The following is a 20,113-nucleotide window of genomic DNA, read 5'->3' on the forward strand; positions in this document are numbered from 1 at the left end:
TCTACAGAAAAACGCAGCCTAGTACTAGAGGGTGTATAATTTATACTTAATAAATACGGGCCGTATCGGGGATAAGCAGGCGAGAGCACGATGGGCAGGTCTCCAGACTTCTTCCTTCGTCCAGAGAATGGGCCAGAACGGAATCCACCTGCATGTGGCAGGCCGTGCATTTGCGGTCGATTAAAAAGCTTACAGCGGCCTTAGGAGCGAAGCGCTTTTCCAGGTCGAGATAAAGAGTTTTTAAACTGGGATGACATAAGTCAGTCAGAGAATCGATACGCTTTTTACGGTTTTCGATGATGACTTCTTCTTTGGCGATATTTTCTTTTACTTCTTTTTTTATTTCTTCAAGCGTGTTCACTGAGCCTTTCATGAACTCATTATTTTCTTGAATGAGAGCAAGAAACTCTTCGCTTTTTTCTAAGTTTTCGAAGTATAGCATTTCTAATCTTTCAATTTCATCTTTAACAATTTTTATTTGATTCTCGAAGGCAATTTGCTCTTTTTCGGTAACTGCAAGAGACAATTGTGAAGTTAATTTCGAAAGACGCAGCTGCAAATCTTCAATTTGATTTTGTGACTCGGTAAGCTTTAAACTTTTTTCTTCTAAGGTTAAATTTTCATTCAGCACCAGGGTCTTTTTACGACGCTCTTCTAAGTCGGATATTCTCTTGTTTTCACTGGAGATTCGCAGGGAATTTTGCTGATTTTCCTTCTTAAGGGCTTCAATTTCGATTAAATGCCTAAAGCTGTCGAGGAACATGACCGATCCTTCCTTGTTAATGCCTAGTGCTTTTGAGTATAATGGTGATCATATGCGTGGAAATAGCTTTGGTAAAATGTTTTCTTTAACGAGCTTTGGTGAGTCTCACGGACCTGCCATGGGTGTTGTTATTGACGGAGTTCCCGGAGGACTAAGTGTCTCTCTTGAAGATCTTCAAAGAGAACTCGACCGACGTGCACCTGGAAAAATTGCTGGAACTACTTCAAGAAATGAAGATGATAAAGCAGTGATTCTCTCAGGGGTGTTTGAAGGGAAGAGCTTGGGCACACCAATCGCAATTATAGTTCATAATACAAATCAAAAAAGTTCTGATTATGACAAAATAAAAACTGAATCTCGTCCCGGACATGCCGATAAAACCACGATCCTGAAATACGGGATTCGTGATCATCGTGGAGGCGGACGCTCTTCAGGAAGAGAAACACTTTCTCGAGTTGTGGCCGGATACTTCGCAGGATTAATTATCCCGCAGGTAAAAGTTAAAGCTTATGTAAGTTTACTCGGACCGTTCGAGTATAAAAATATTTTACAAGACTTGGATTCTGATTTATCACCATATTCTTTTCCTGAGGTGAAAAGAAATGATGAGATCAAAACTTACCTTGAAGATTTAAAAACTCAAGGGGAGTCAGTTGGTGGAAGAGTTCGCATTGTTGTGGATAATTCTCCAGTGGGATTAGGTGAGCCGGCCTTTGATAAATTGAAAGCTGATTTTGCAAAAGCTCTTCTTTCAATTGGTGCAGTGGTTTCTTTTTCATATGGGCTAGGTGAAGACATGGCCACGATGAAGGGAAGTGAGGTTTCAAGCACTCCAAACGCTTTTGGCGGAATGGAAGGTGGGATTTCAAACGGTGAGCGCATGGTGATGACTATCACTTTTAAGCCAACATCTACTGTTGGTGATAAAGCAAAAGAGGGTCGTCATGATCCGTGTATTATCCCGAGAGCAATTCCTGTCGTGGAAGCGATGGTGAAAGTTGTTTTAGCGGATCATTTTTTAAGACAAAACGCATATCAAGTTAAATAAAAATATAAAGAGAAAAAAAGAGTGGGCATGAAGACAGAAATTAAGCACGTAGAGCTAGAGAACATTATTTCAGAAATCAACAAGCTTCAAACTGATACGGTATTAGTGATTGCTGATCACCAGGTATGGAGTCTTTACTCAAAAGATTTACTGTTAGAGCAAATCGAAAACAAGAAAGTCCTTTTCTGGAAAGCTGCTGATGGTGAGAAAGTAAAAAATATTACTGACTTCCAGAATGCAATGGAGTTTTTCTTAGATAAGGGTATTCATAGAAATGCTCATTTAGTTGTTATCGGTGGTGGAGCTACATCTGACTTCGGTGGATTTGTTGCTTCAACAATTCTTCGTGGTATTCCTTGGAGTATCGTTCCGACAACTCTGTTATCGATGGTAGACGCTAGTATCGGTGGTAAAGTTGCCATCAACTCTAAGTCTGGAAAAAACCTGATTGGTGCTTTCCACCTTCCAACAAATGTTTGGATCTGTCCTAAATTTATTGAAACACTTCCTGCTGTTGAAAAAAACAGTGGTATGGGTGAAGTTTTAAAATACAGTTTCCTTGATTATTCAATCTACGATCTGGTTATCAGAAAAGCAGAAATGTCTCAGATCATCGATGCCTGTGCAAAGTTCAAAGAGAAACTTGTTACTGAAGACTTAAAAGAAATAGGGATCAGAAAGATTTTAAATCTTGGTCACTCTTTTGGTCACGCAGTTGAGTTCATCTACAATATCCCTCACGGTGAAGCTGTGATGTGGGGAACGGCCCTTCTGTTTAAACTTTTTGGTACAGAAAAAAACCTGAACGATATTGCTGCTCTTAAAAAAGCATTAGAAATCCCAGGGGATCACGCACCATGGTTCAATAAGGAATTCCCAATTGATAAAATCATGATGTACTTATCAAAAGATAAAAAAATCAGTGCGCTAAGCTCACTTGATATGGTTATCATCAAAGACATCGGTAATGCTGAAATTGAAACGAAGTCTTTCGATGAAATTCAAGCGACATTGGAAGCAAATAAAGATGAACTTAGAAAATTCACCATTTAAGGTTCAGCCTCTTTTAACTTTCGATAAAGAAATTACTATTCCTACCAGTAAGTCTCACTCTAATCGCGCTCTTATTTTAGGCGCGGTTAGAGGAGAGAATTTCAAAGTCCGCAATCTTTCTGATTCTACTGACGTTACAAATCTTTTAAATGCTTTTAAAAAAATTGGATTGAAAATTGAGCAATCAGGTTCAACTGTAACTTTTTTAAATTCGTTTCCTGATTGTGAAAAAGACTCTGTTGGCAATGTGATCGAGCTTCACACTGGTGACGGTGGAACGACAAATAGATTCCTGATCGCACTTTTATCTCGTGGAAAAAAAGAATACCAAATTTTTCCGACAGAGAAGATGAGTGAGAGGCCAATAGAAGATCTTATTAACCCTTTAAAGAAGTTAAGTGTGAACATTGTTCACAACGTGTCGGGGGATTCTAAAACCCCTTGGATTACGCTAAAAGGGCCCGCTTCAATGTACAATACAACGAAGCTGGAGATTGACTGCAAAAAGAGTACGCAGTTTGCTTCGGCCATGATGCTGGCGTTTTCTAAAATTCCACTGCAGTTTGAGTTCATTAATCTGCATGCTTCAGAAGCTTATTTAAAAATGACTTCGATGGTGATTAAAAAATCCCTGGAAAGTAATTCATATACTATTCCTGTTGATTTCAGCTCTCTTGGTTATCCTGCTGCTCTTGCCGCTTTAATGGGACGAGTGCTTATTACCAATTGTCATGAACTTGATATGTATCAGGCCGATTCTGTTTTTATTGAAGTATTAAAAACAAGTGGAGCAACGTGTTCGTTTACAGCAAATGGATTGGAAATAAAAAAAGGTGATAAGTTAAACCCGGTTACTTTTGATGTCTCAACTGCGCCTGATTTATTCCCAACACTGGCATTTTTTGCAGCCCATGTAGATGGTGTGAACCATTTTTCTAATATGGAGATTCTGAAATTTAAAGAAAGTGATCGCCTTCAAGAAATGACGAATTTAATGAAGACGTTTGGTGTAGAAATGCACTATTCCCCAATAGAAGACGTATTAACTATCACTGGATCGAGTCAAAAGAAATACCAACAGAGTACTATTAAACCAGCTCGTGATCATCGAATTGTCATGGCCGCAGCGCTTTTTATGACAAAAAATGCCGGGGGCGAACTCTTCGAAACTGACTGTGTTGAAAAGTCCTTTCCAAAATTTTTTACGTTGTTAAAATAGACCTAAGAGGTCTATATGAAAAAATTAATCCTTATTGCTACTCTTCTCATTTCATCAAATATTTTTGCCAAAGAAGTTGTGACCAACTGGTACGACATGGAAGTCTATCAACGCTATACACTTAGACAAGATATCGTATTTGAAAATGGAATGAGTTTTAAGGCCGGTGAACAGTTTGATATGTTCGATTTTATTTCAGGTGGTGTTCCTAATGCTTATTTTGGATTACACCAGGTCAACTGTAAGGATCCATACCTAACAGCAGGGTTATCGATTGTTGAAGTTCCGACAAAACCGAAAATTCAAAAAATTGGAGCTGAATTAGTTGAAGGATGTAACCTTGAGCTTTACGTCGAGCTAAGAGACTTTTTCAAAGACAGCATCTTCACTGTAAACGAATAAATTATTTTTGGATTTGAGCTTTCATTAAACGTGCGAGCTCAAATACATCCGTACATCTGAAATAATCATTGCCCACGCCACGACCGATTGGTTTTAACTTCGAAGTGATGATTCTTCCACCTTCTAAAACATCTTCAGAAATATGCACGCGGACAACTTCACCGGTAATGATCTGGCCAGAACCTGGTTGGTCTCCATAGTTAAGTCTGTCGCGGAAAATGCATTCGAAGTGAATGCGGCTTTCTTTCACTCTTTTTGCTTTAATTTTATCTGAAGCAATAGGAGTCAGTCCTGAAAGAACAAACTCATCTTCACCGTATGGAAGCTCAGTTGAGCACATGTTAACTTGCTCAAGAATGTCTTCACTCAAAATATTAATAACAAATTCTTTTTCGCGTAAGATATTGCGGGTTGTATCTTTGATTTCACCAGTACTTGATCTAATCATTGGAGAAAAAGCGATGATCATAGGACTTGCTGAAACGGCAGTAAAAAATGAGAAAGGTGCAAGATTGTTTGATCCGTCTTCATTTAAAGTTGACACAACTGCTATTGGGCGAGGCAGGATTGATCCAATTAGAATTTTATAGTTGTCGGCAAACGCACCATCAGTATCAAACGATTTCATTGTCACTCTAAACCTCAATTTTTAAATAATCCTAATACAACTCTAACAAAGTTCTACCAGATATATAACAGTCAATTGTGAAATCCTTGTGATTTAATCTTATTAATATCTTACAAGGGATGTTCAGTTGTTGGATCTAGAAACAAAGTTTCTTTCGTCTTACGTTAATCAGATTCGATTAGAGGGTCTTGATTTTCTCGAGCAACTAGTCGAAATCGACTCTCAAACTCAAAATATTGAAGGTGTGAACCGCGTTCAGAAATTACTGGCCGCGAGACTCTCGCATTTGGGCTTTGAATGCACTTTTGTACCAAATCTTGAGATGCAGACAGGGGATTTACTTTACGCCGTTAAAAAAGGAATGAGCTCCGATCAGATCAGCTTTATTGGCCATGCTGATACAGTTTGCTCACCGGGAAAAGAGCTGCGATTTGAAATTAATTTTAATTCTCAGACTGTGACAGGACCTGGAATTGGAGATGATAAAGGCAGTCTGGTCATGGCGCTTCAGTCATTGGAAGCATTCTTAACAAAAAATCCAGAACATCATTTCACTTATGTTTTTATTTCATCGCCATGTGAAGAGACAGGATCAATTGGTTTTCATCCACTTTTTAAAGAAGTTGGTGAGAAGTCGGTTGCTGTTTTAGGACTGGAGCCTGCTTTATACAATGGATCGCTGATCACTTCGAGAAACGGCAACCGCTGGTACAAAATAAATATCATTGGAAAATCAAGTCATGCTGGAAGATTTGGTGAGCCATTTATCAATGCTGCTCACCATGCAGCGGAGTTTATTTATAAACTCAATCCACTAAACGACATTCAAAATAAAGTGAAAGTGAATGTTGGTTCAATGACTGGTGGAATGGACCGCTATAACGTTATTTGTGAATCAGTAGAAATCAAATTAGACGCAAGATTTCCTACTTTAGAAAAGAGAGAAGACATTGATCAGGCAATTAAGAGTTTGATTGATAATTCTTCGGTTAATTGTTTTTATACGGGCGATTCATGTAAGACAACGATTGAAATTGTCGATGATTGCCCGCCTCTTCCATTGCAAGATCAACTTCATCCTTTAGTCGGTCGTTACCTGAATATCATTTCTCAACTTGAGGAAACAGAATGTCTTGCTGAGCACTCTGGTGGAGCAGCAGATATTAATTACTTTTCTCGTCCGGGACTTATTTACATTGATGGATTGGGGCCAAAGACAAAAGGGATGCATACTTCGAATGAAGTGATGGATCTTAAGAGTTTTTACTCCCGCCAATACGCTTTAACAGAAGTCTTAGAATTCTTAAATAAAGAACCAACATTCTTAACAGGGGCCGTATATGACTGCTAGTTATCAGATTGCTTGTATTAATTCTGACCACAAGTTACATGATGAATGGATGCTTTATATTTCTCCAAGATTCTTAACTTACACACCCAAACATCCACTTTTCATCAAGACTCAAAATTACACTTTAAAAACGGCCAATCATATTTCTGAACTCGTTGAGTTGTTCAGAATGAGGCACCATATTTTCTTTAATGAAACTGGAATCACTGATGACCATAATCTTGACCTGGATCAATTTGATTCTCTTTGTGACCATTTGGTTATCCGCTCAAATGAGACGGGAGAGATCTGTGGAACTTACAGAATGCTCTCAAGTGAGCATACTTCAAAATTTTACTCACAAGGTGAATTTAGTCTTGATACATTTTTAAATGCTCCAGGTGTGAAATTAGAGCTTGGAAGAGCGTGCATTCATCCTCAACATAGAAATGGTGCGGTGATTGATCTTCTTTGGAAGGGAATCGGCGAGTATGCAAAGAAAACAAATGCTTCATATTTATTCGGTTGTAGCAGCATTATGACAGTCTCTCCTGTTATGGCCAAGGCCATCTTTAAAACAATGACAAATAACCAAATGACGTCGGAAGAGTTTGGAATCAGACCGAGATCAAAATATAAGATGAGTTTCTCTAAGGTAACTGGTGAAGATCTTTTCGAAGAGAAGTTCCTGATGGGGCAAATTCCATCGTTGTTACGCAGCTATATTAATGCAGGTGCAAGAGTTTTTGGGAAACCGGCCTTAGATAAAGAGTTTCAATGTATCGATTTTTTTACTATACTTAATCTCAAAGAACTTAGTTCTTCTTATGAGAAGAGATATTTTAAAAAACTGGATACTTAATGTCCCAAGTCCGACTATTGATTCGAACGTTCATTTTTGGAGCAGCTATTGTCTGCTACTTAATCGTATCTAGTTTGGTACTGCTGTTTTGTGGATTTAATTTCAATCGTGCGCGTCCATTTTTGACTCAATTAATTTCTGTAACATGTAAATTAGGTCTAAAGATTTTTAATATTAAAGTTAGAAAGAATTTTGCTCCAATTGATTTTGATTCTAATTATTTGATTGTTTCAAATCATCTTTCTTATCTGGATATTTTAATTATCAGCTCATACATGCCAACGTGTTTTGTCACTTCTAAAGAAATGAAAGAAACTCCATTTCTAGGACAACTATGTCTGTTAGGTGGATGTTTATTTGTTGAGAGAAGAAGCAAAGCGGGGATTATGGGAGAAGTCAAAGAGCTCTCAGACGCTCTTGATGATGGTCTTAACATTGTGATCTTTCCTGAGGCCACAAGTACCAATGGTGAGTCGGTTATTCGCTTTAGACGTCCACTTTTTCAAGCGGCCATTAACTCACACTCAAAAGTCCTTCCGGTTTGCCTGAACTACAGAACCCTTGATGGTGAAAAGTTAACTATAAAAAATCGCGATAAAGTTTTCTGGTATGGAGATATGGGATTTTTAGGTCATGCACTCGCATTGTTTAAACATAAAAACATTGTGGCCGAGTTTACGATTATGCAGAGTTTGAAAGCGACAGATTATGCAGATAAAAATGAATTAAGCGATGCCTGTTACAAACTGGTGAGTGATGAGTTTGAAGTCATCACTCACGCCGTCTAAATTATAGCCAAGATTTCCAGTAGTTTTTATTTTCGTTATTGCTGAACCATTCACTTGGGATCAGTGGTCTTTTAGCATCAATCATCACCGCAAATTCATCGGTACGAGTCTTGGCTACGCTGTTTTTAAAAGCTTTCGGGTGTGGCCCGTGGTGAATCCCTTGTGGGTGGAAAGTAAGAGCTCCTGCATCGATATTATCGCGCGAGAAGAAGTTTCCTTGGTGATAGAAAAGCACTTCATCAAAATCAATATTTGAATGATAGAAAGGAACTTTAAGAGCGCCAGTTTCATGTTCTTCTAATGGTCTTTCAACAAATGAGCAGATAACAAAGTTCTTCGCGACATAAGTCGTGTGCACACTTGGTGGCATATGGTAGCGATGGCTTGTCACCGGACAGAAATCATAAATTGAAAGTTTAGTCGGGTAGACTGAACCTTTCCATCCTGAAACCGTTAGCGGGTTATGTGGATAAGTCACAGTTGTGATTTTTCCCAGGCGCTTGATTTCAACTTTGTATTCTTTTTTATCTTGTTCACTTCCATGAGCAGCTTCTGGAGTGACGATTGCTGTTTGATCGTAAAGAGCGTTTGGCCCAAGCATTCCACGATCAGGTTGCTCAAATTCAGATCTTGATTCAACTTTTAGAATTTTTGTTTCAGTCGTCAGGTACAATTTATAAGTTGTCCCGCGAGGGATGATAATATAGTCACCTTTAGTGTATTCAAGTGGGCCGTATGATGTTTCAATTCGTCCTGTCCCATCGTGAATAAAGAACAACTCGTCAAAGTCTGCACTTCTATAAAAATTCTCAAATGATTTAGTGTAAAAACCAATATTGATAACAAGGTCATCGTTAGAAAGAATTGGCTCGAACTTGTTTCTTTTTAAATTGTCGTTAAACATCGGAGGTTGGCACTGAGGTTTCAGGTCGCCTTCAATATTCGTCCATGTCACAGGCGCGATGGCGTGATATAAATGAGAAACTCTACCGAAGAACCCATTTCTTCCATGCTCTTCTTCGAAGTGACCTTCGGGAATTTTTACGTGAGCTTGTTTTGTAAAAAGTCCTGATGATTTAAAACTTTCCATATAAATCCTCTTTTATGATTTAGCTTTGTTTCCAACTTTATTAATTAACTTTCCGATCTGTTCAATTTCCAGCTCGATGATGTCACCTGACTTAATCCACTGATCAAGTTCAAGTCCACAACCAGTTCCAACAGTTCCTGACCCGAAGAAGTCCCCAGCTAAAACCCATTCATCGCGAGAAGTATGCTCAAGCATTTGTCCCCAAGTGAAGTGTGCATCTCCAGAGCGTCCTCTCGACCATTCTTTGCCGTTAATTTTTGCTGTCATTAGTAGATCAGGATCAACAGAATCAAATTCATCAGCAGTCACGATCACAGGCCCCATGACAGAGCAGAAGTCTTTTGCTTTTGCAGGCCCCAGGCGAACAGTCATTTCTTTTCTTTGAATGTCGCGAGCTGAAACATCATTTAAAATAGTGAAACCAAAAATATGTTTATGAGCGTCTTTAGCTTTGATGTTGTATCCATCAAGACCAACAACCATTCCCAATTCTAATTCATAATCTAATTGATCAGTGTATGACGGCCAAAGAATTTCTTCTTCGTGTCCGATAAATCCAGCAGTCGCTCCTTTGTAATACACAGGAAACTCAAACCAAGCTGGAGGAATAGGCTCATTTCTTTTTTTGAATCCCGTTGCCACATGTTTTTCATGAACAAAGAAATCGCGGTATGTTTCGATTTTATCAAGTGGTGTCGTCAGGGAAATGTGTTTTGATCTCTCGATTAAATAGCGAGTGCCATCCTTCATTTCAAAAGTTCCGCACTTCTCTAAAAACAACATTAATCCCCAGGCTTCGTGAAGAATCTCTAATGGATTTTCTCTTAAGCGAAGAAGTTGATGAAGTGAAGAAGGGCAGTGAGCATTAGCACGTTCGCGAGCATTGAAGCGGCCTTCTCTTTCGAAGTCGCAAGCAAAGGCAAAGTTAGGATCTAAGATAGAATTGTCACTTACGAGAATCCCTAAACGTTTTTCAGTTCCAAGAGCGTGACGGTGTAAGTAGGTTACGATCTTCATGACTTTGGTCTCCCGAAACGTTTGTTGTATTCAGGAAGAATATCTTCCATTGCTTTGAAGAAGTGACTCATTTCACTTTTCTTACCAAGAGACACGCGAACATAATCCGGCATTTCATTAGCTTTAAGCTGGCGAATAATCACTCCGTGATCAAGAAGTTTATCAAACATATATGTTGAAGCTTCATTTGATCCGGTTTTAAAAGCGATAAAATTTGCAACCGATTTAATTGGATTGAATTCATGTTTCGTTAAGAACTCAAAAGTTTCTTTATAGCGGCGTTGATTGTTAAGAATCGTTCTTCTTAAATGTGGTTTATCGTGAATAGCACCTGCTGCTCCCATTTGAGCAATCAGCCCTGGCTCGAAAGGAAGTTTTACTTTGGAAAGGTTGGCAATTAAGTCTTCATGTCCAAATCCATAACCAATGCGAATTCCAGCAAGGCCATAAGCTTTAGAAAAAGTTCTAAGAGTTAAAACGTTGTCGTAACGATAGTCCATTGAGTTTGGATAATCTTCTTTACCTGCAGCGAATTCAAAATACGCTTCATCAAGAATAACGAGAACGTGATTCGGAACATGGGCCATTAAAACATCAAATTCTTTTTTAGTGATGTAAGTCCCAGTTGGATTATTTGGATTGCAGATATAAATAACTTTCGTCTTTTCAGTGATGCTGTTTTTCAGTCCTTCAACATCAAAGCGGTAGTCTTTTGTTAGTGGGACAGTTTTTAGAGTGGCCCCCACACTGCGGATAATAATGCTAAACCCGATAAAAGAGTTCTGGCATGTTAAAACTTCTTGCCCTGGTTGGATAAAGGCACGGGCAATATAGGCCATGATTCCTTCAGAGCCATTTCCAAGAATAATGTTTTCATGCTTAAGTTTATAGAGTTTTGAAAGAGACTTCTTTAACATGTAAGCGTTCATATCAGGGTAGCGATGCACATCCCATAGGGCATTAGTCATTGCTTTAATAGCAAATGGTGATGGCCCAAGTGGATTTTCATTACTCGCGAGCTTAGAAACACGAGTTAAACCCTTTTCACGAGTTAACTCATCAATAGGCTTTCCAGCTTGATAGACGGTTAGGTTACGAACATAGTCAGGTACTAGCGTTTGAATTTGATCAGAAATTTCCGACATAACAATATTTCCATAAAAATGTAGAATAGATTCTTAAGAAGATTAAGATAACAACTTTCTCACACACAGGCAAAAAATGAGTCAATTTGATCAGTCCCATTTGGAAGTTATAGAGCAGGGGATCCTTCTCTTTAATGTCCAGAAATACTGGGAATGTCACGAAGACTTAGAGCACCATTGGCTGGAAGAGCCGGGACCCTTACGAAATGTATATTGGGCAGTGATTCAAGTGGCCGCAGCGATGATTCATTTTCGCGAAAGTAACCTCGTGGGTGCCCGTGGTCTGATCTATAAAGCAAAACAAAAATTCGATCGTTGTGAGCAATTCAATGTTGAAAGTGATCTTCTGCGCTCCGAGCTTTCATGGACAGAATTGAAGGCGCTAGTGAGAGCTGTTCCCGCTGAGCCCGTATTAAGTGATTTTGAAAAATTATATGCGTTTCGTTTTAAGGACCCAAGTTTATGGACATGGAAGTTAAAAAACTCTTAGTTAAATTCCCTAGAGTCAAAGAAGATGTGATGCAGTGTCTGCCTTTCATCGTCACTCTGAGTGAAGAATTTCCCAAAGCGGAAATCAATATTATTGTCGAAGAGGGCTGCTCTTTGATTTTAACTTTTTTACCTTTCAAGGTGAAAGTGTTCGAGCGCCCTGCAACCAAACTTAGTTTAATTGAAACTCATCACTACTGTGCGAATATGCACGATATTTTTAACATAGATTTATTTTTAGATTTAGAAGGCTCGCTTAATTCTGCTTTTATGGGATTTAACTTCAGAGCAAAAGAACGAGTTGGTTTTGAAATTAAGTGGAATAAATACCTACTTACGAAAAAATTTCCAGAGCCAACGAATCTTTCAGTGGAAAAGAAAGCGATGAGACTTTTAGAACTTTTTTTAGGCAAAGACCTAAAAGATGTTCGTATCGCAAAAAATAGAGAAACAGGACAGCCCATTTCAAATATTGAAAAACTTTTCCAAGAACCAGAGCCACCAAAATTTATCATGATTATGTTGGATAATTTCGCCAACGTTTCAAAGCAAATTGATACATGGAAATACTTCTTCGATAGTTTCCAGAAACAAAAATTCGTTATCTGGAGCTTAGAAGACGAAGACGTTATTTCTGATTTGTTCGCTAGCATTGACTTAGGTCACAATGATTTATTCATGCAGCGAGGATCGAATATCAAAGAGATGATTTATCTTTTTACAAAAGTAAAAGGAGTGATCGTGAATAACATATGGGCCGAAGGTCTATGCAACTATGTTGCAGTAGACACTTTGTCTTTCTTTGATAAAAAAGACAAATGGCCGAGTTACGATTTTTTTAAATACCGCCCACAAAGAATACTCTTCACACATGAAGCACCAATAAAATACTTTGTCATGGATGAAGTAAGAGAGATGTATGAGATGAATCAGGTCGTCGATCAGATCCACCTCAACTTTAAGTTATAGGAGTTACTATGAAAAAGTTATTATTAATTTCTGCGATTTTACCAATGAGTGTTTTTGCTGTTGATACAAAAGACCGCTTGAGCATTACACCAATCATCGGATTAGAGCGTGTTCAGAAATTTCAACCTACAACTTCTATGAAGACTCGTGCCATTTATGGTGTGACTGTTATTTATAAATTTCCTATCAGTGCACTTGAGACTGAATACACTCATGCTCAGGATACGAGCTCTGATAGCGTTAATAATACTGAATATAAAGACAGTGAAGATAAACTGCGTTTAGGTTTACGTGGATCTTTTACGATGACCAATTTTATGAGTTCATATCTTCGTGGAGGAGCTCAGTATAGAAAAAATAAAACGACTAAGACGGTGAACGCGACGACGACAACTGAAGATACTCAAAGTAAGGTTCAGCCCTATGTCGGAACAGGTGTGAGTTTAAGTTTAGGAAGATTTCTGTCAGTGTCTGCCAACATTCTTGTGACTTACACACCAACAGATGATCCTAATTTAAAAGATTATGAACTTCAGCCTTCTTTAGGATTGAATCTAAAATTCTAAGCATCCTTTTTAATCTCTTCTTCCTGGGATTCACGCATCCCTTGCTTGAAATTTTTGATGGCCTCTCCCATGCCTTTACCAAGCTCGGGAAGTTTTTTACCACCGAAAAACAAGATTGCTACACCAGCGATAAGAAGAGCTTCTGTAAAACCGATTCCCATATTCATTCTCCGGTTAAATTAATTAAGGAATTTGCCATTCTGGAGTGATACATAAAGTGAGGAATACATTCCTCCACTGATCTATAGCAGATGTTTCAGCATCGGCGACACAAATTAAAGCATTGGTTGTGTCTTCAGAAATGGGATCAGTTGGATAAAATAAATTATGAGCATTTATGAAATCCTGTTTGAATGGGTAAGGGATACTGGCCGTAGAGATGCTTTGATCTCCAGTAGCATTTCTGATCGCATTTAAAATGAAGGTATTGGATTTAGCAATGTCTTCACACACGCGGATTGTTGTGGCCAATCGTATTGGGTTCAAAGGCCCTATGACATCGGTATTTGGAGTCGTATTGGCCGCTATGAGCGCATAACCCTCAGGAGAAGTATTGATGACTTTAGAACTTGTAAGATCATCTCTAACCAAATCGTAATTATCGAAATTCCCACCGAATACAGTATTAAGGGAATTTATAGAGTAGGCCGTTCCCAGGACTGATGATCCAAAAACTTTGCTTAAAACAGAAAGAACGTAATACCTCTCTGCAAAACGAATATTGACATTTTTAGAGGCAAGCCATCTTCCATTCGCAGTTGAAGATTTTGCTTCAATATTTTTTTCAAGAGTCGCAATGTCACAAGTTCTAGTTGGACGTATTGTTTTGTTAGTGATTAATGGAATTGAAATATATGAAAAATTATTTCCATCTATTTCACTTGTAGTTGTACTGCTTCCGACAACTGAGAGACCACTATAGACTCCATCGACTAAAGAGCCATCGGCCAGAGTTTTAACCACTTTCTTTTCAATGTAAGTCTTTCCTGCTTTAAGGTAAGCATTCACTGTAATTTCAGACCTGATTCCATTTGAAAAAGAGATAGAGCTCTTTGGCCCAAAATCACTAATGGCTTCGGTAAAGACAAGTTTGTTGGCATCTATCACATAGGTACGGTCTTTGACTGCGAATGTATTATCGGCCTTTGAAAGTGTTTTTGTTTTTTGAACGATCGTTGAAACACCATCTTTATACGCACCCGTTGTTGTTATTGTCGTTTCAATTTTATTGATCTCAGTTGTTTTAGACACCGGTAAATCGGTTAAAGCAATGGCACCTTTTGTATTAACACCTGTATTTAAATTCAGATTATGAATCTGATTTAAATTGAAAGTCAGCCCATCAACGCCTGTGAATAAAACTTTCTCTTCTAATTTTAAAATCTTATTTTTTACTGACGCAATAAAAGTAGTGCTTGCTTTGTATTTATCCTTGGCCATTTCTGTTGTTAAATTTTTTATCGAGTCAATTGATTCAGCAGTAATGTTCTTGGAGTCTTTCTCCGCAATTGTTAAATTTGATTCAACTTTACCTGGCATTAAGACTTTAAGAGAAGTTGCACTTCTAGTCGTCGTAGTTGTTGTATACGTTGTAATCTTTTGATCAATCGTTGCATCAGCAGTTTTTATTTGTTTACTTGCTTCTTTCACGATTTCTTTTTCAGCAAGACATTCATAATCAATCGACTTGATCCATTCTTTTAACGTGGCAAGATCAGTTTCAGAAACTGCTGGCATTGAGCCACCATAATTAGATAATTTAGTTAAAATCAAAGATTTTTTTAATTCCAGTGGATTAATAAGATTGCCTTCATTCATGACTCCCTTTTTTTCTAACATTTCTTCAGTCGAAGAATAATTTAAAAGAGCGTACCCTTTCGATGAAGAGTTATGACAACTTAAACACGAGTTGCTATTTAGAACTTCTTTTGCTTTTTTAAAATGTTCGTTGATGACAGTAGGATTCTTGAGCTGCCAGCCATTTCCGCAAGTGGCAGGATTGATTTTTACAACTTGTTCTGATTCGAGAGCATCGGGTGACTCCACATCCGGAGAAACTCCAGAAGCAGGGGTTCTGTTTGTGCTTTCATTGACCTTGAATGCAAGATCACTCTCTTTTTGAGACTGCATACATCCAACAAGTAGAAAACAAATCAGAATAGAATGTGTGAAAAATATATTTTTCATTTTCAATTCCCTAAGCTGCATTTTTAGGTTTATCTTTTGGGATCATAACTGTTTTGTTTGCCCCAAGTGTAACAAGAGATGAATCGTTTTGCGCAGGTGTAGGCAAATCAAAAATAGAGCAAATGGTAGAGGCCACATTTCCTAAATTAATTTTTCGATTACCAAGGGCACTATTGTCAGCTGCATCCCCCCAGGTCCCACGTGAGGATGAGTTCTGAGAGATGTTTCCTACAACCAGAGTCTGCTTAATTCTTCCGGAAAAAATACTAGTCGCACATCCGCTGAAACCATGGTCAGCTCCACTACCATCAACTCTTGGAATGCGATTAAAATCAGTCGTTGTGTGAATTAAGGTCTGGTCATAAATATTTTTAGCTTTCAAGACAGTCATAAATTCATGAAGGCATGTTGCATAGGCATGAAAATGGCGTGTGAACAAAATAAGTGCAGGGAAAGCTCCAGTTGTGTGAGCGTCTGAACTTAAAGCTCTAGGCTTAGATGCACTTTCAAACAGGTCATACTTTTGAGTTGCTGGATTGAATGAATTGTAATTCATAATATCGAAATTATTCCAAAAACCAAGATTGGCGACAACGGATGAACTTAAATTTTTTGTAATTAAAAATTCGGCCAGAGCAAATGCGTGGGCAAATGCCGGGTTTGGTAAAATATTCTCAAAACCAATGCGGATGTCCCCGGTTTGTGCTGTCGCTTGTACTCCTGGATTATTCTCACTAATCAGAACATTAAAGCGACTATCACCGGCCTTTGCATAGATCGGTGCTGTCGTTACGCCAGGAAGAGGCATCTTTGATGCTGCGATGATGAGGGCCTGGTACTTATCATAAAGAACCTGATAGTCAGCATCAATCGTGGCAAAGTCACTTGATAAAAGCTCCATCGCATTATCACGGTTGGCCTTAATCGCACTCATGTAAGGTGAGTTTGTCCCTTGAGTTTTTTGAATTGATTTTATAGCAGCTTCAATAGTTCTTTGGGCCATATCGCGGCGATTGAAACTTTTTGGATTTGTTGTTTTAAATGAGTTGAAAGAAGAACTTAATACCTTTAAATCTGTTCGATAATTAAATGGTATGATGGCCTTGTTTTTAGCTGAACGGTGCTCAAAATTATTAGCACTTGTAGCAGCTGGAATTGGAGTTTCACCAGTGTCAGCAAAGAGACCGCTATAAGTCAGTCCTCCAGGAACCGGACTATTTTGTCTTAACAAATTAAATTCGTGCCCATCAAGACCCTGGTCTACGCCTCTAATAAAAAGACCACTGGATGCAAGTTCATTTAATTTTCCCACTCCACCATTACTAAGAGGAATAGAGTAGCTCCATAAAAGAGGCAGATAAAAATCTCCCATTTTTGTATGAGCATATTCTCCAATTGGATTATTATCGCTTCCCATTCTCATGGATGTAATAACTTGCTTATTGGCCACATAAGGATCATTTCCATTCGGTGCAATGGGAAGATCAAAATACCATCTGGGAATTCCACCTGAAGTTGTAAAATTCACGTAGCGAAAGTCAGAGAGCATGCCTGGAGCGGCCTGGGCCGAGCCAACAAAACTTTCGACAATTTGATCAACCATACGCTCTTGCACTAAGCTCATTGCACAGACCGCACCTAGCCCCTTAAGGAGATCTCTTCGCGAAAATAAATCTTTTTTATCACTCATAAAAGCATGCCTTGTTAATCTAGTTTTCCTGGTGTTATGTAGAGCGGAGAAGCAATGATTTCTTCAATTAGTTTATTTAAACTCTGGTGCTTCTTTAAATTTTTTCCTAACTTGATAACTAAATTTCTATACTGAATTTCATCTGCAGAGTCAGTGACAGGAGACATCGGATCGTTGTAATCACGAATGTCAACGTTGACTCCGGTTAAGAATCGATAATATCTGCTGGCAGCGCAAACATAGAGATCGTCTAGTTCACTGATGGCCTGTCCAACTTCTTCGGTACCTGTATACTGCTTATTTATAAAAGCACCTTCAAATGTTCTAAAAACTAAGTTAGCAGTTGCTGGGCGCTTGTAAAAATTTAAGTCACTGTCACTTTTTTCCAGAAATGTTTCAGGAGCTTCAGTGGCAGGATAATTATAAGTGAGTATCGTGTGTACGTTTGTTGCTCCAGTTTGAAGATCAGTTCCAGTTCTAAGAACACTCTTATTTCTTACGGCACCGGCCAGTCCATCAATTGAAAAATGGCATTGCAAACATGAGTTTCCATTTCTAAAAGGTAAATCAGATGAAGGCATCTTTTGTCTTAAAAAAGCGACATCGGAACTGCGAATAACCGGTATCTCTCTGCAAAGTACATCTTTGTAAATATATTTACTCCATCTTCTATAAGTGGCCGCACCACCATTTGTTTTTACACGCAGGTTGCGTCCCTGATTAAGCATAAAAAATGGATTAGATCCGAGAACTCCACCACCACTTGGAAGTTTGTATTCAATATTGCTTTGTTTTAAATCTACAAGATAAGGAATTTCGTCAGAGTTCATTGGCCTGATACCAATTATATTTCCAACTTCAATTCTTTCAGAAGGTGTCCACGGCAAGCGTTCCTGAGCAGGTCCGAGATACTCATATTTAGAAAAAACTGAACGGGAGTAAACATTGTTACTAGGATTTGATCTGATGGCCTCAAAAGCATTTTCAGATGTAACAATTGTTGAATAAGGAACATTCGTATTGAATAAGGCATTAGTCATTAACAATGCAGGTTCACCAGAATAGAATAAGTCATATGTTCCACGATAAGATCCGTTCAGATTGGTAGCGGCATCTGCCCAGTTATGATTTGAAAACCAGCTCATGTGAAATTTTTGAAACGTACTTAGGATTTGCATTCCTTCAAGATCATTATCACCACTTGCATTTGTCTTGATACGTCCTGATGTATTAAGCGCCGCTTTTTTTAGAAGATCCATACAGGCCTGCACACCAGTCATTTTTTTAGTTTTGATTAGTGCAATTCTAGGATCGTTGTAAGGGATAGCAGCTCTTGTGAATTGAGCGTAACAACGGTTATAACGTTTTAATTCGACATCGAAAGAGTAAGTAGGAGCTGAGCAAGAAACTAATTTTTTATTAGCATCTCTCTGTTCTACATAACCAGTAATACAACCACAGCCATCGGTCATCGCTGGATTGACTTGAGAAAAATTTGCAGTACATGTAATCACGACTTGCTTGCGACATTCAGTAAGAGCTCCGGCCGTCGTTCTAATATCATCATATCCAGTTGAGCAGTTGCAGCCGTCACTTTTTGTATAATCAATTTTAGAATTTGTCAGAGGACAGCTTAACTTAACCTGATCGATCCATAGCTTTAAAGCAGACAGATCTTTTTCGGATAATTTAATTGAGGCCATTGCGGTTGGTGTATTAGAAGTGAATACCGTTAATAAACGTGAATTCGCACTGTTTCCTGGAACGATCAGAGTTGAATTAATCCATCCAAGAGTTGTTGTATGATTAAGCTTTGTATTTGATGGAGATGAGTGACATGCAAGACAGCTATTATTAATAATGGGAGCTACTGTTGGAAGTTTAGAGTCTGTTACAGTTGCTGTTACTTCTGACAATAATAGAAACATAAAACTCAAAGTTAAGAAAAAGTAGCGAGTCTGTCGTTTCATAAAAACCAATCCCATTTTGAAGCATTCCGTAGAGTTATCGGTTATGTCTAACTATAATAAAGTAAAACGCTGTATTTTTTTTGGAATAATGGATAGTTGAATACTTAGGTCAGACTCTCGAGATTTTCAGTGCCGTATCTTTGTGGATGATAAAAAAATCAGATAAAAACTATTTCTTTTTGTTTAAAAAATAACTATCGGCTATCATAAAAGTGTATACAAATTAGCCACTTAATTAAGGAAATCCATGAAGATAGGAAACCGCCGAAAGGTCTTTCTCATTAATCCACGACTGCAATATAGTTTCTTAGGATTTTCGCTATTAATGTCCTTAGTAAGTATTGCCGTTTTTTACCTGGCAACACTTTATCTTTTTTGGAATTTTGAACAAACAGGTTATTCCGTAGGGATACCTGAAGGACATATTTTCTTTAGATTCATTGCTGATCAAAGATCGCTGATGAATACAATCTTATTAATTGCTGCTCCTATTATCACTCTGGTGACTTGCTATATTGGAATCAAACTTTCACATCGTGTGGCAGGGCCGATTTATAGAATGACAAAACATCTCGAAGAATTAAATGAGAAGGGTGAGATTAAAGAAGTAAAATTCCGAGAGAATGATTATTTTCTAGAGCTGCAAAATGAATTTAATAAATTTATTAAGGGTAGTGAAAAATAATGAAAATAATATTCTTATTTATTTTCAGCTTAACTTTAGTTTCTTGCGTGAAGAAAAAGATGGTCCAGAGAACTACCAATGAATATACAAAAGAAGAATTGGTAGTCATTGAATTCGCCACCAGAATGGAAGAGCAGGAACACAAATATGAAGACTATCACAAAACTGAAAAATGAAAAGGCCGACGTAATGTCGGCCTTTTTTTTGGTGTG

General features: G+C 38.1%; 21 protein-coding genes. 12 read left to right on the forward strand and 9 right to left on the reverse strand.

Annotated features, from left to right (window positions below):
- Window positions 1–46: 46 nt before the first annotated feature.
- Window positions 47–763, reverse strand: a complete 717-nt coding sequence (locus tag SHI21_RS02580) for a zinc ribbon domain-containing protein (protein WP_323574553.1) — start codon at window positions 761–763, stop codon at window positions 47–49.
- 52 nt (window positions 764–815) lie between these two features.
- On the opposite strand from SHI21_RS02580, the gene aroC reads away from it, so the two are divergent.
- Genes aroC through SHI21_RS02600 form a run of 4 tightly spaced genes read left to right on the forward strand, consistent with a single transcriptional unit; the run spans window position 816 to window position 4,485 of the window.
- Window positions 816–1,811, forward strand: coding sequence for a chorismate synthase (aroC, locus tag SHI21_RS02585; RefSeq protein WP_323574554.1), 996 nt, complete (start codon window positions 816–818; stop codon window positions 1,809–1,811).
- A 27-nt stretch (window positions 1,812–1,838) separates the two neighbouring features.
- Window positions 1,839–2,864, forward strand: a complete 1,026-nt coding sequence (locus SHI21_RS02590) for a 3-dehydroquinate synthase (protein WP_323574555.1) — start codon at window positions 1,839–1,841, stop codon at window positions 2,862–2,864.
- Complete coding sequence (locus SHI21_RS02595) at window positions 2,839–4,083, forward strand: hypothetical protein (protein ID WP_323574556.1); 1,245 nt, start codon at window positions 2,839–2,841, stop codon at window positions 4,081–4,083. Before SHI21_RS02590 ends, SHI21_RS02595 begins: the two co-directional genes overlap by 26 nt.
- 15 nt (window positions 4,084–4,098) lie before the next feature.
- Window positions 4,099–4,485: a hypothetical protein gene (locus SHI21_RS02600; RefSeq protein WP_323574557.1), complete on the forward strand. Its 387-nt coding sequence runs from the start codon at window positions 4,099–4,101 to the stop codon at window positions 4,483–4,485.
- Between the two features lies 1 nt (window position 4,486).
- Here SHI21_RS02600 and SHI21_RS02605 read toward each other — a convergent pair whose 3' ends face one another.
- Window positions 4,487–5,113, reverse strand: a complete 627-nt coding sequence (locus SHI21_RS02605; protein WP_323574558.1) for a flavin reductase family protein — start codon at window positions 5,111–5,113, stop codon at window positions 4,487–4,489.
- 127 nt (window positions 5,114–5,240) lie between these two features.
- Between SHI21_RS02605 and SHI21_RS02610 the strand changes: the two genes are divergently transcribed.
- Genes SHI21_RS02610 through SHI21_RS02620 form a run of 3 tightly spaced genes read left to right on the forward strand, consistent with a single transcriptional unit; the run spans window position 5,241 to window position 8,093 of the window.
- Window positions 5,241–6,464, forward strand: a complete 1,224-nt coding sequence (locus SHI21_RS02610) for a M20/M25/M40 family metallo-hydrolase (RefSeq protein ID WP_323574559.1) — start codon at window positions 5,241–5,243, stop codon at window positions 6,462–6,464.
- The gene (locus SHI21_RS02615) at window positions 6,454–7,305 is read left to right on the forward strand and encodes a GNAT family N-acetyltransferase (protein WP_323574560.1); all 852 of its coding nucleotides are present in this window, start codon (window positions 6,454–6,456) and stop codon (window positions 7,303–7,305) included. The genes SHI21_RS02610 and SHI21_RS02615 overlap by 11 nt, the downstream gene beginning before the upstream one ends.
- The gene (locus tag SHI21_RS02620) at window positions 7,305–8,093 is read left to right on the forward strand and encodes a lysophospholipid acyltransferase family protein (RefSeq protein WP_323574561.1); all 789 of its coding nucleotides are present in this window, start codon (window positions 7,305–7,307) and stop codon (window positions 8,091–8,093) included. Before SHI21_RS02615 ends, SHI21_RS02620 begins: the two co-directional genes overlap by 1 nt.
- A 1-nt stretch (window position 8,094) precedes the next feature.
- Here SHI21_RS02620 and SHI21_RS02625 read toward each other — a convergent pair whose 3' ends face one another.
- From SHI21_RS02625 to hisC, 3 genes are read right to left on the reverse strand one after another with little or no spacing between them, the layout of a single operon-like run.
- Window positions 8,095–9,183, reverse strand: a complete 1,089-nt coding sequence (locus tag SHI21_RS02625) for a homogentisate 1,2-dioxygenase (protein WP_323574562.1) — start codon at window positions 9,181–9,183, stop codon at window positions 8,095–8,097.
- A 12-nt stretch (window positions 9,184–9,195) separates the two neighbouring features.
- Window positions 9,196–10,200 (reverse strand): fumarylacetoacetate hydrolase family protein, encoded by a 1,005-nt coding sequence (locus tag SHI21_RS02630; RefSeq protein WP_323574563.1) that lies wholly within the window; start codon window positions 10,198–10,200, stop codon window positions 9,196–9,198.
- A complete protein-coding gene (gene hisC / locus SHI21_RS02635) occupies window positions 10,197–11,345 on the reverse strand; it encodes a histidinol-phosphate transaminase (protein ID WP_323574564.1) in 1,149 nt (382 codons plus the stop codon). The genes SHI21_RS02630 and hisC overlap by 4 nt, the downstream gene beginning before the upstream one ends.
- Window positions 11,346–11,421: 76 nt before the next feature.
- On the opposite strand from hisC, the gene SHI21_RS02640 reads away from it, so the two are divergent.
- Genes SHI21_RS02640 through SHI21_RS02650 form a run of 3 tightly spaced genes read left to right on the forward strand, consistent with a single transcriptional unit; the run spans window position 11,422 to window position 13,369 of the window.
- Entirely contained in the window at window positions 11,422–11,835 is a 414-nt protein-coding gene (locus tag SHI21_RS02640; RefSeq protein WP_323574565.1) for a DUF309 domain-containing protein, read from the forward strand.
- Window positions 11,808–12,803 carry a glycosyltransferase family 9 protein gene (locus tag SHI21_RS02645; protein ID WP_323574566.1) on the forward strand — a complete coding sequence of 332 codons (996 nt, stop codon included), beginning with the start codon at window positions 11,808–11,810 and terminating at the stop codon, window positions 12,801–12,803. Before SHI21_RS02640 ends, SHI21_RS02645 begins: the two co-directional genes overlap by 28 nt.
- 8 nt (window positions 12,804–12,811) lie before the next feature.
- Window positions 12,812–13,369: an outer membrane beta-barrel protein gene (locus SHI21_RS02650; RefSeq protein WP_323574567.1), complete on the forward strand. Its 558-nt coding sequence runs from the start codon at window positions 12,812–12,814 to the stop codon at window positions 13,367–13,369.
- Here SHI21_RS02650 and SHI21_RS02655 read toward each other — a convergent pair.
- The 4 genes from SHI21_RS02655 to SHI21_RS02670 form a co-directional block, all read right to left on the reverse strand.
- Window positions 13,366–13,530 (reverse strand): twin-arginine translocase TatA/TatE family subunit, encoded by a 165-nt coding sequence (locus SHI21_RS02655; RefSeq protein ID WP_323574568.1) that lies wholly within the window; start codon window positions 13,528–13,530, stop codon window positions 13,366–13,368. The two genes, SHI21_RS02650 and SHI21_RS02655, sit on opposite strands and share 4 nt — an antisense overlap.
- Before the next feature lie 22 nt (window positions 13,531–13,552).
- Complete coding sequence (locus SHI21_RS02660) at window positions 13,553–15,556, reverse strand: hypothetical protein (protein ID WP_323574569.1); 2,004 nt, start codon at window positions 15,554–15,556, stop codon at window positions 13,553–13,555.
- 10 nt (window positions 15,557–15,566) lie between these two features.
- Window positions 15,567–17,180: a hypothetical protein gene (locus SHI21_RS02665; RefSeq protein WP_323574570.1), complete on the reverse strand. Its 1,614-nt coding sequence runs from the start codon at window positions 17,178–17,180 to the stop codon at window positions 15,567–15,569.
- A gap of 80 nt (window positions 17,181–17,260) precedes the next feature.
- Window positions 17,261–19,216, reverse strand: coding sequence for a hypothetical protein (locus SHI21_RS02670; RefSeq protein WP_323574571.1), 1,956 nt, complete (start codon window positions 19,214–19,216; stop codon window positions 17,261–17,263).
- 325 nt (window positions 19,217–19,541) lie between these two features.
- Here SHI21_RS02670 and SHI21_RS02675 point away from each other — a divergent pair, with 325 nt between their 5' ends.
- The gene (locus tag SHI21_RS02675; RefSeq protein ID WP_323574572.1) at window positions 19,542–19,901 is read left to right on the forward strand and encodes a hypothetical protein; all 360 of its coding nucleotides are present in this window, start codon (window positions 19,542–19,544) and stop codon (window positions 19,899–19,901) included.
- On the forward strand, window positions 19,901–20,077 hold the full coding sequence (locus SHI21_RS02680) for a hypothetical protein (RefSeq protein ID WP_323574573.1): 177 nt from the start codon (window positions 19,901–19,903) through the stop codon (window positions 20,075–20,077). Before SHI21_RS02675 ends, SHI21_RS02680 begins: the two co-directional genes overlap by 1 nt.
- The last annotated feature ends 36 nt before the right edge of the window (window positions 20,078–20,113 follow it).

It is taken from the genome of Bacteriovorax sp. PP10, assembly GCF_035013165.1.
Lineage (GTDB): Bacteria > Bdellovibrionota > Bacteriovoracia > Bacteriovoracales > Bacteriovoracaceae > Bacteriovorax > Bacteriovorax antarcticus.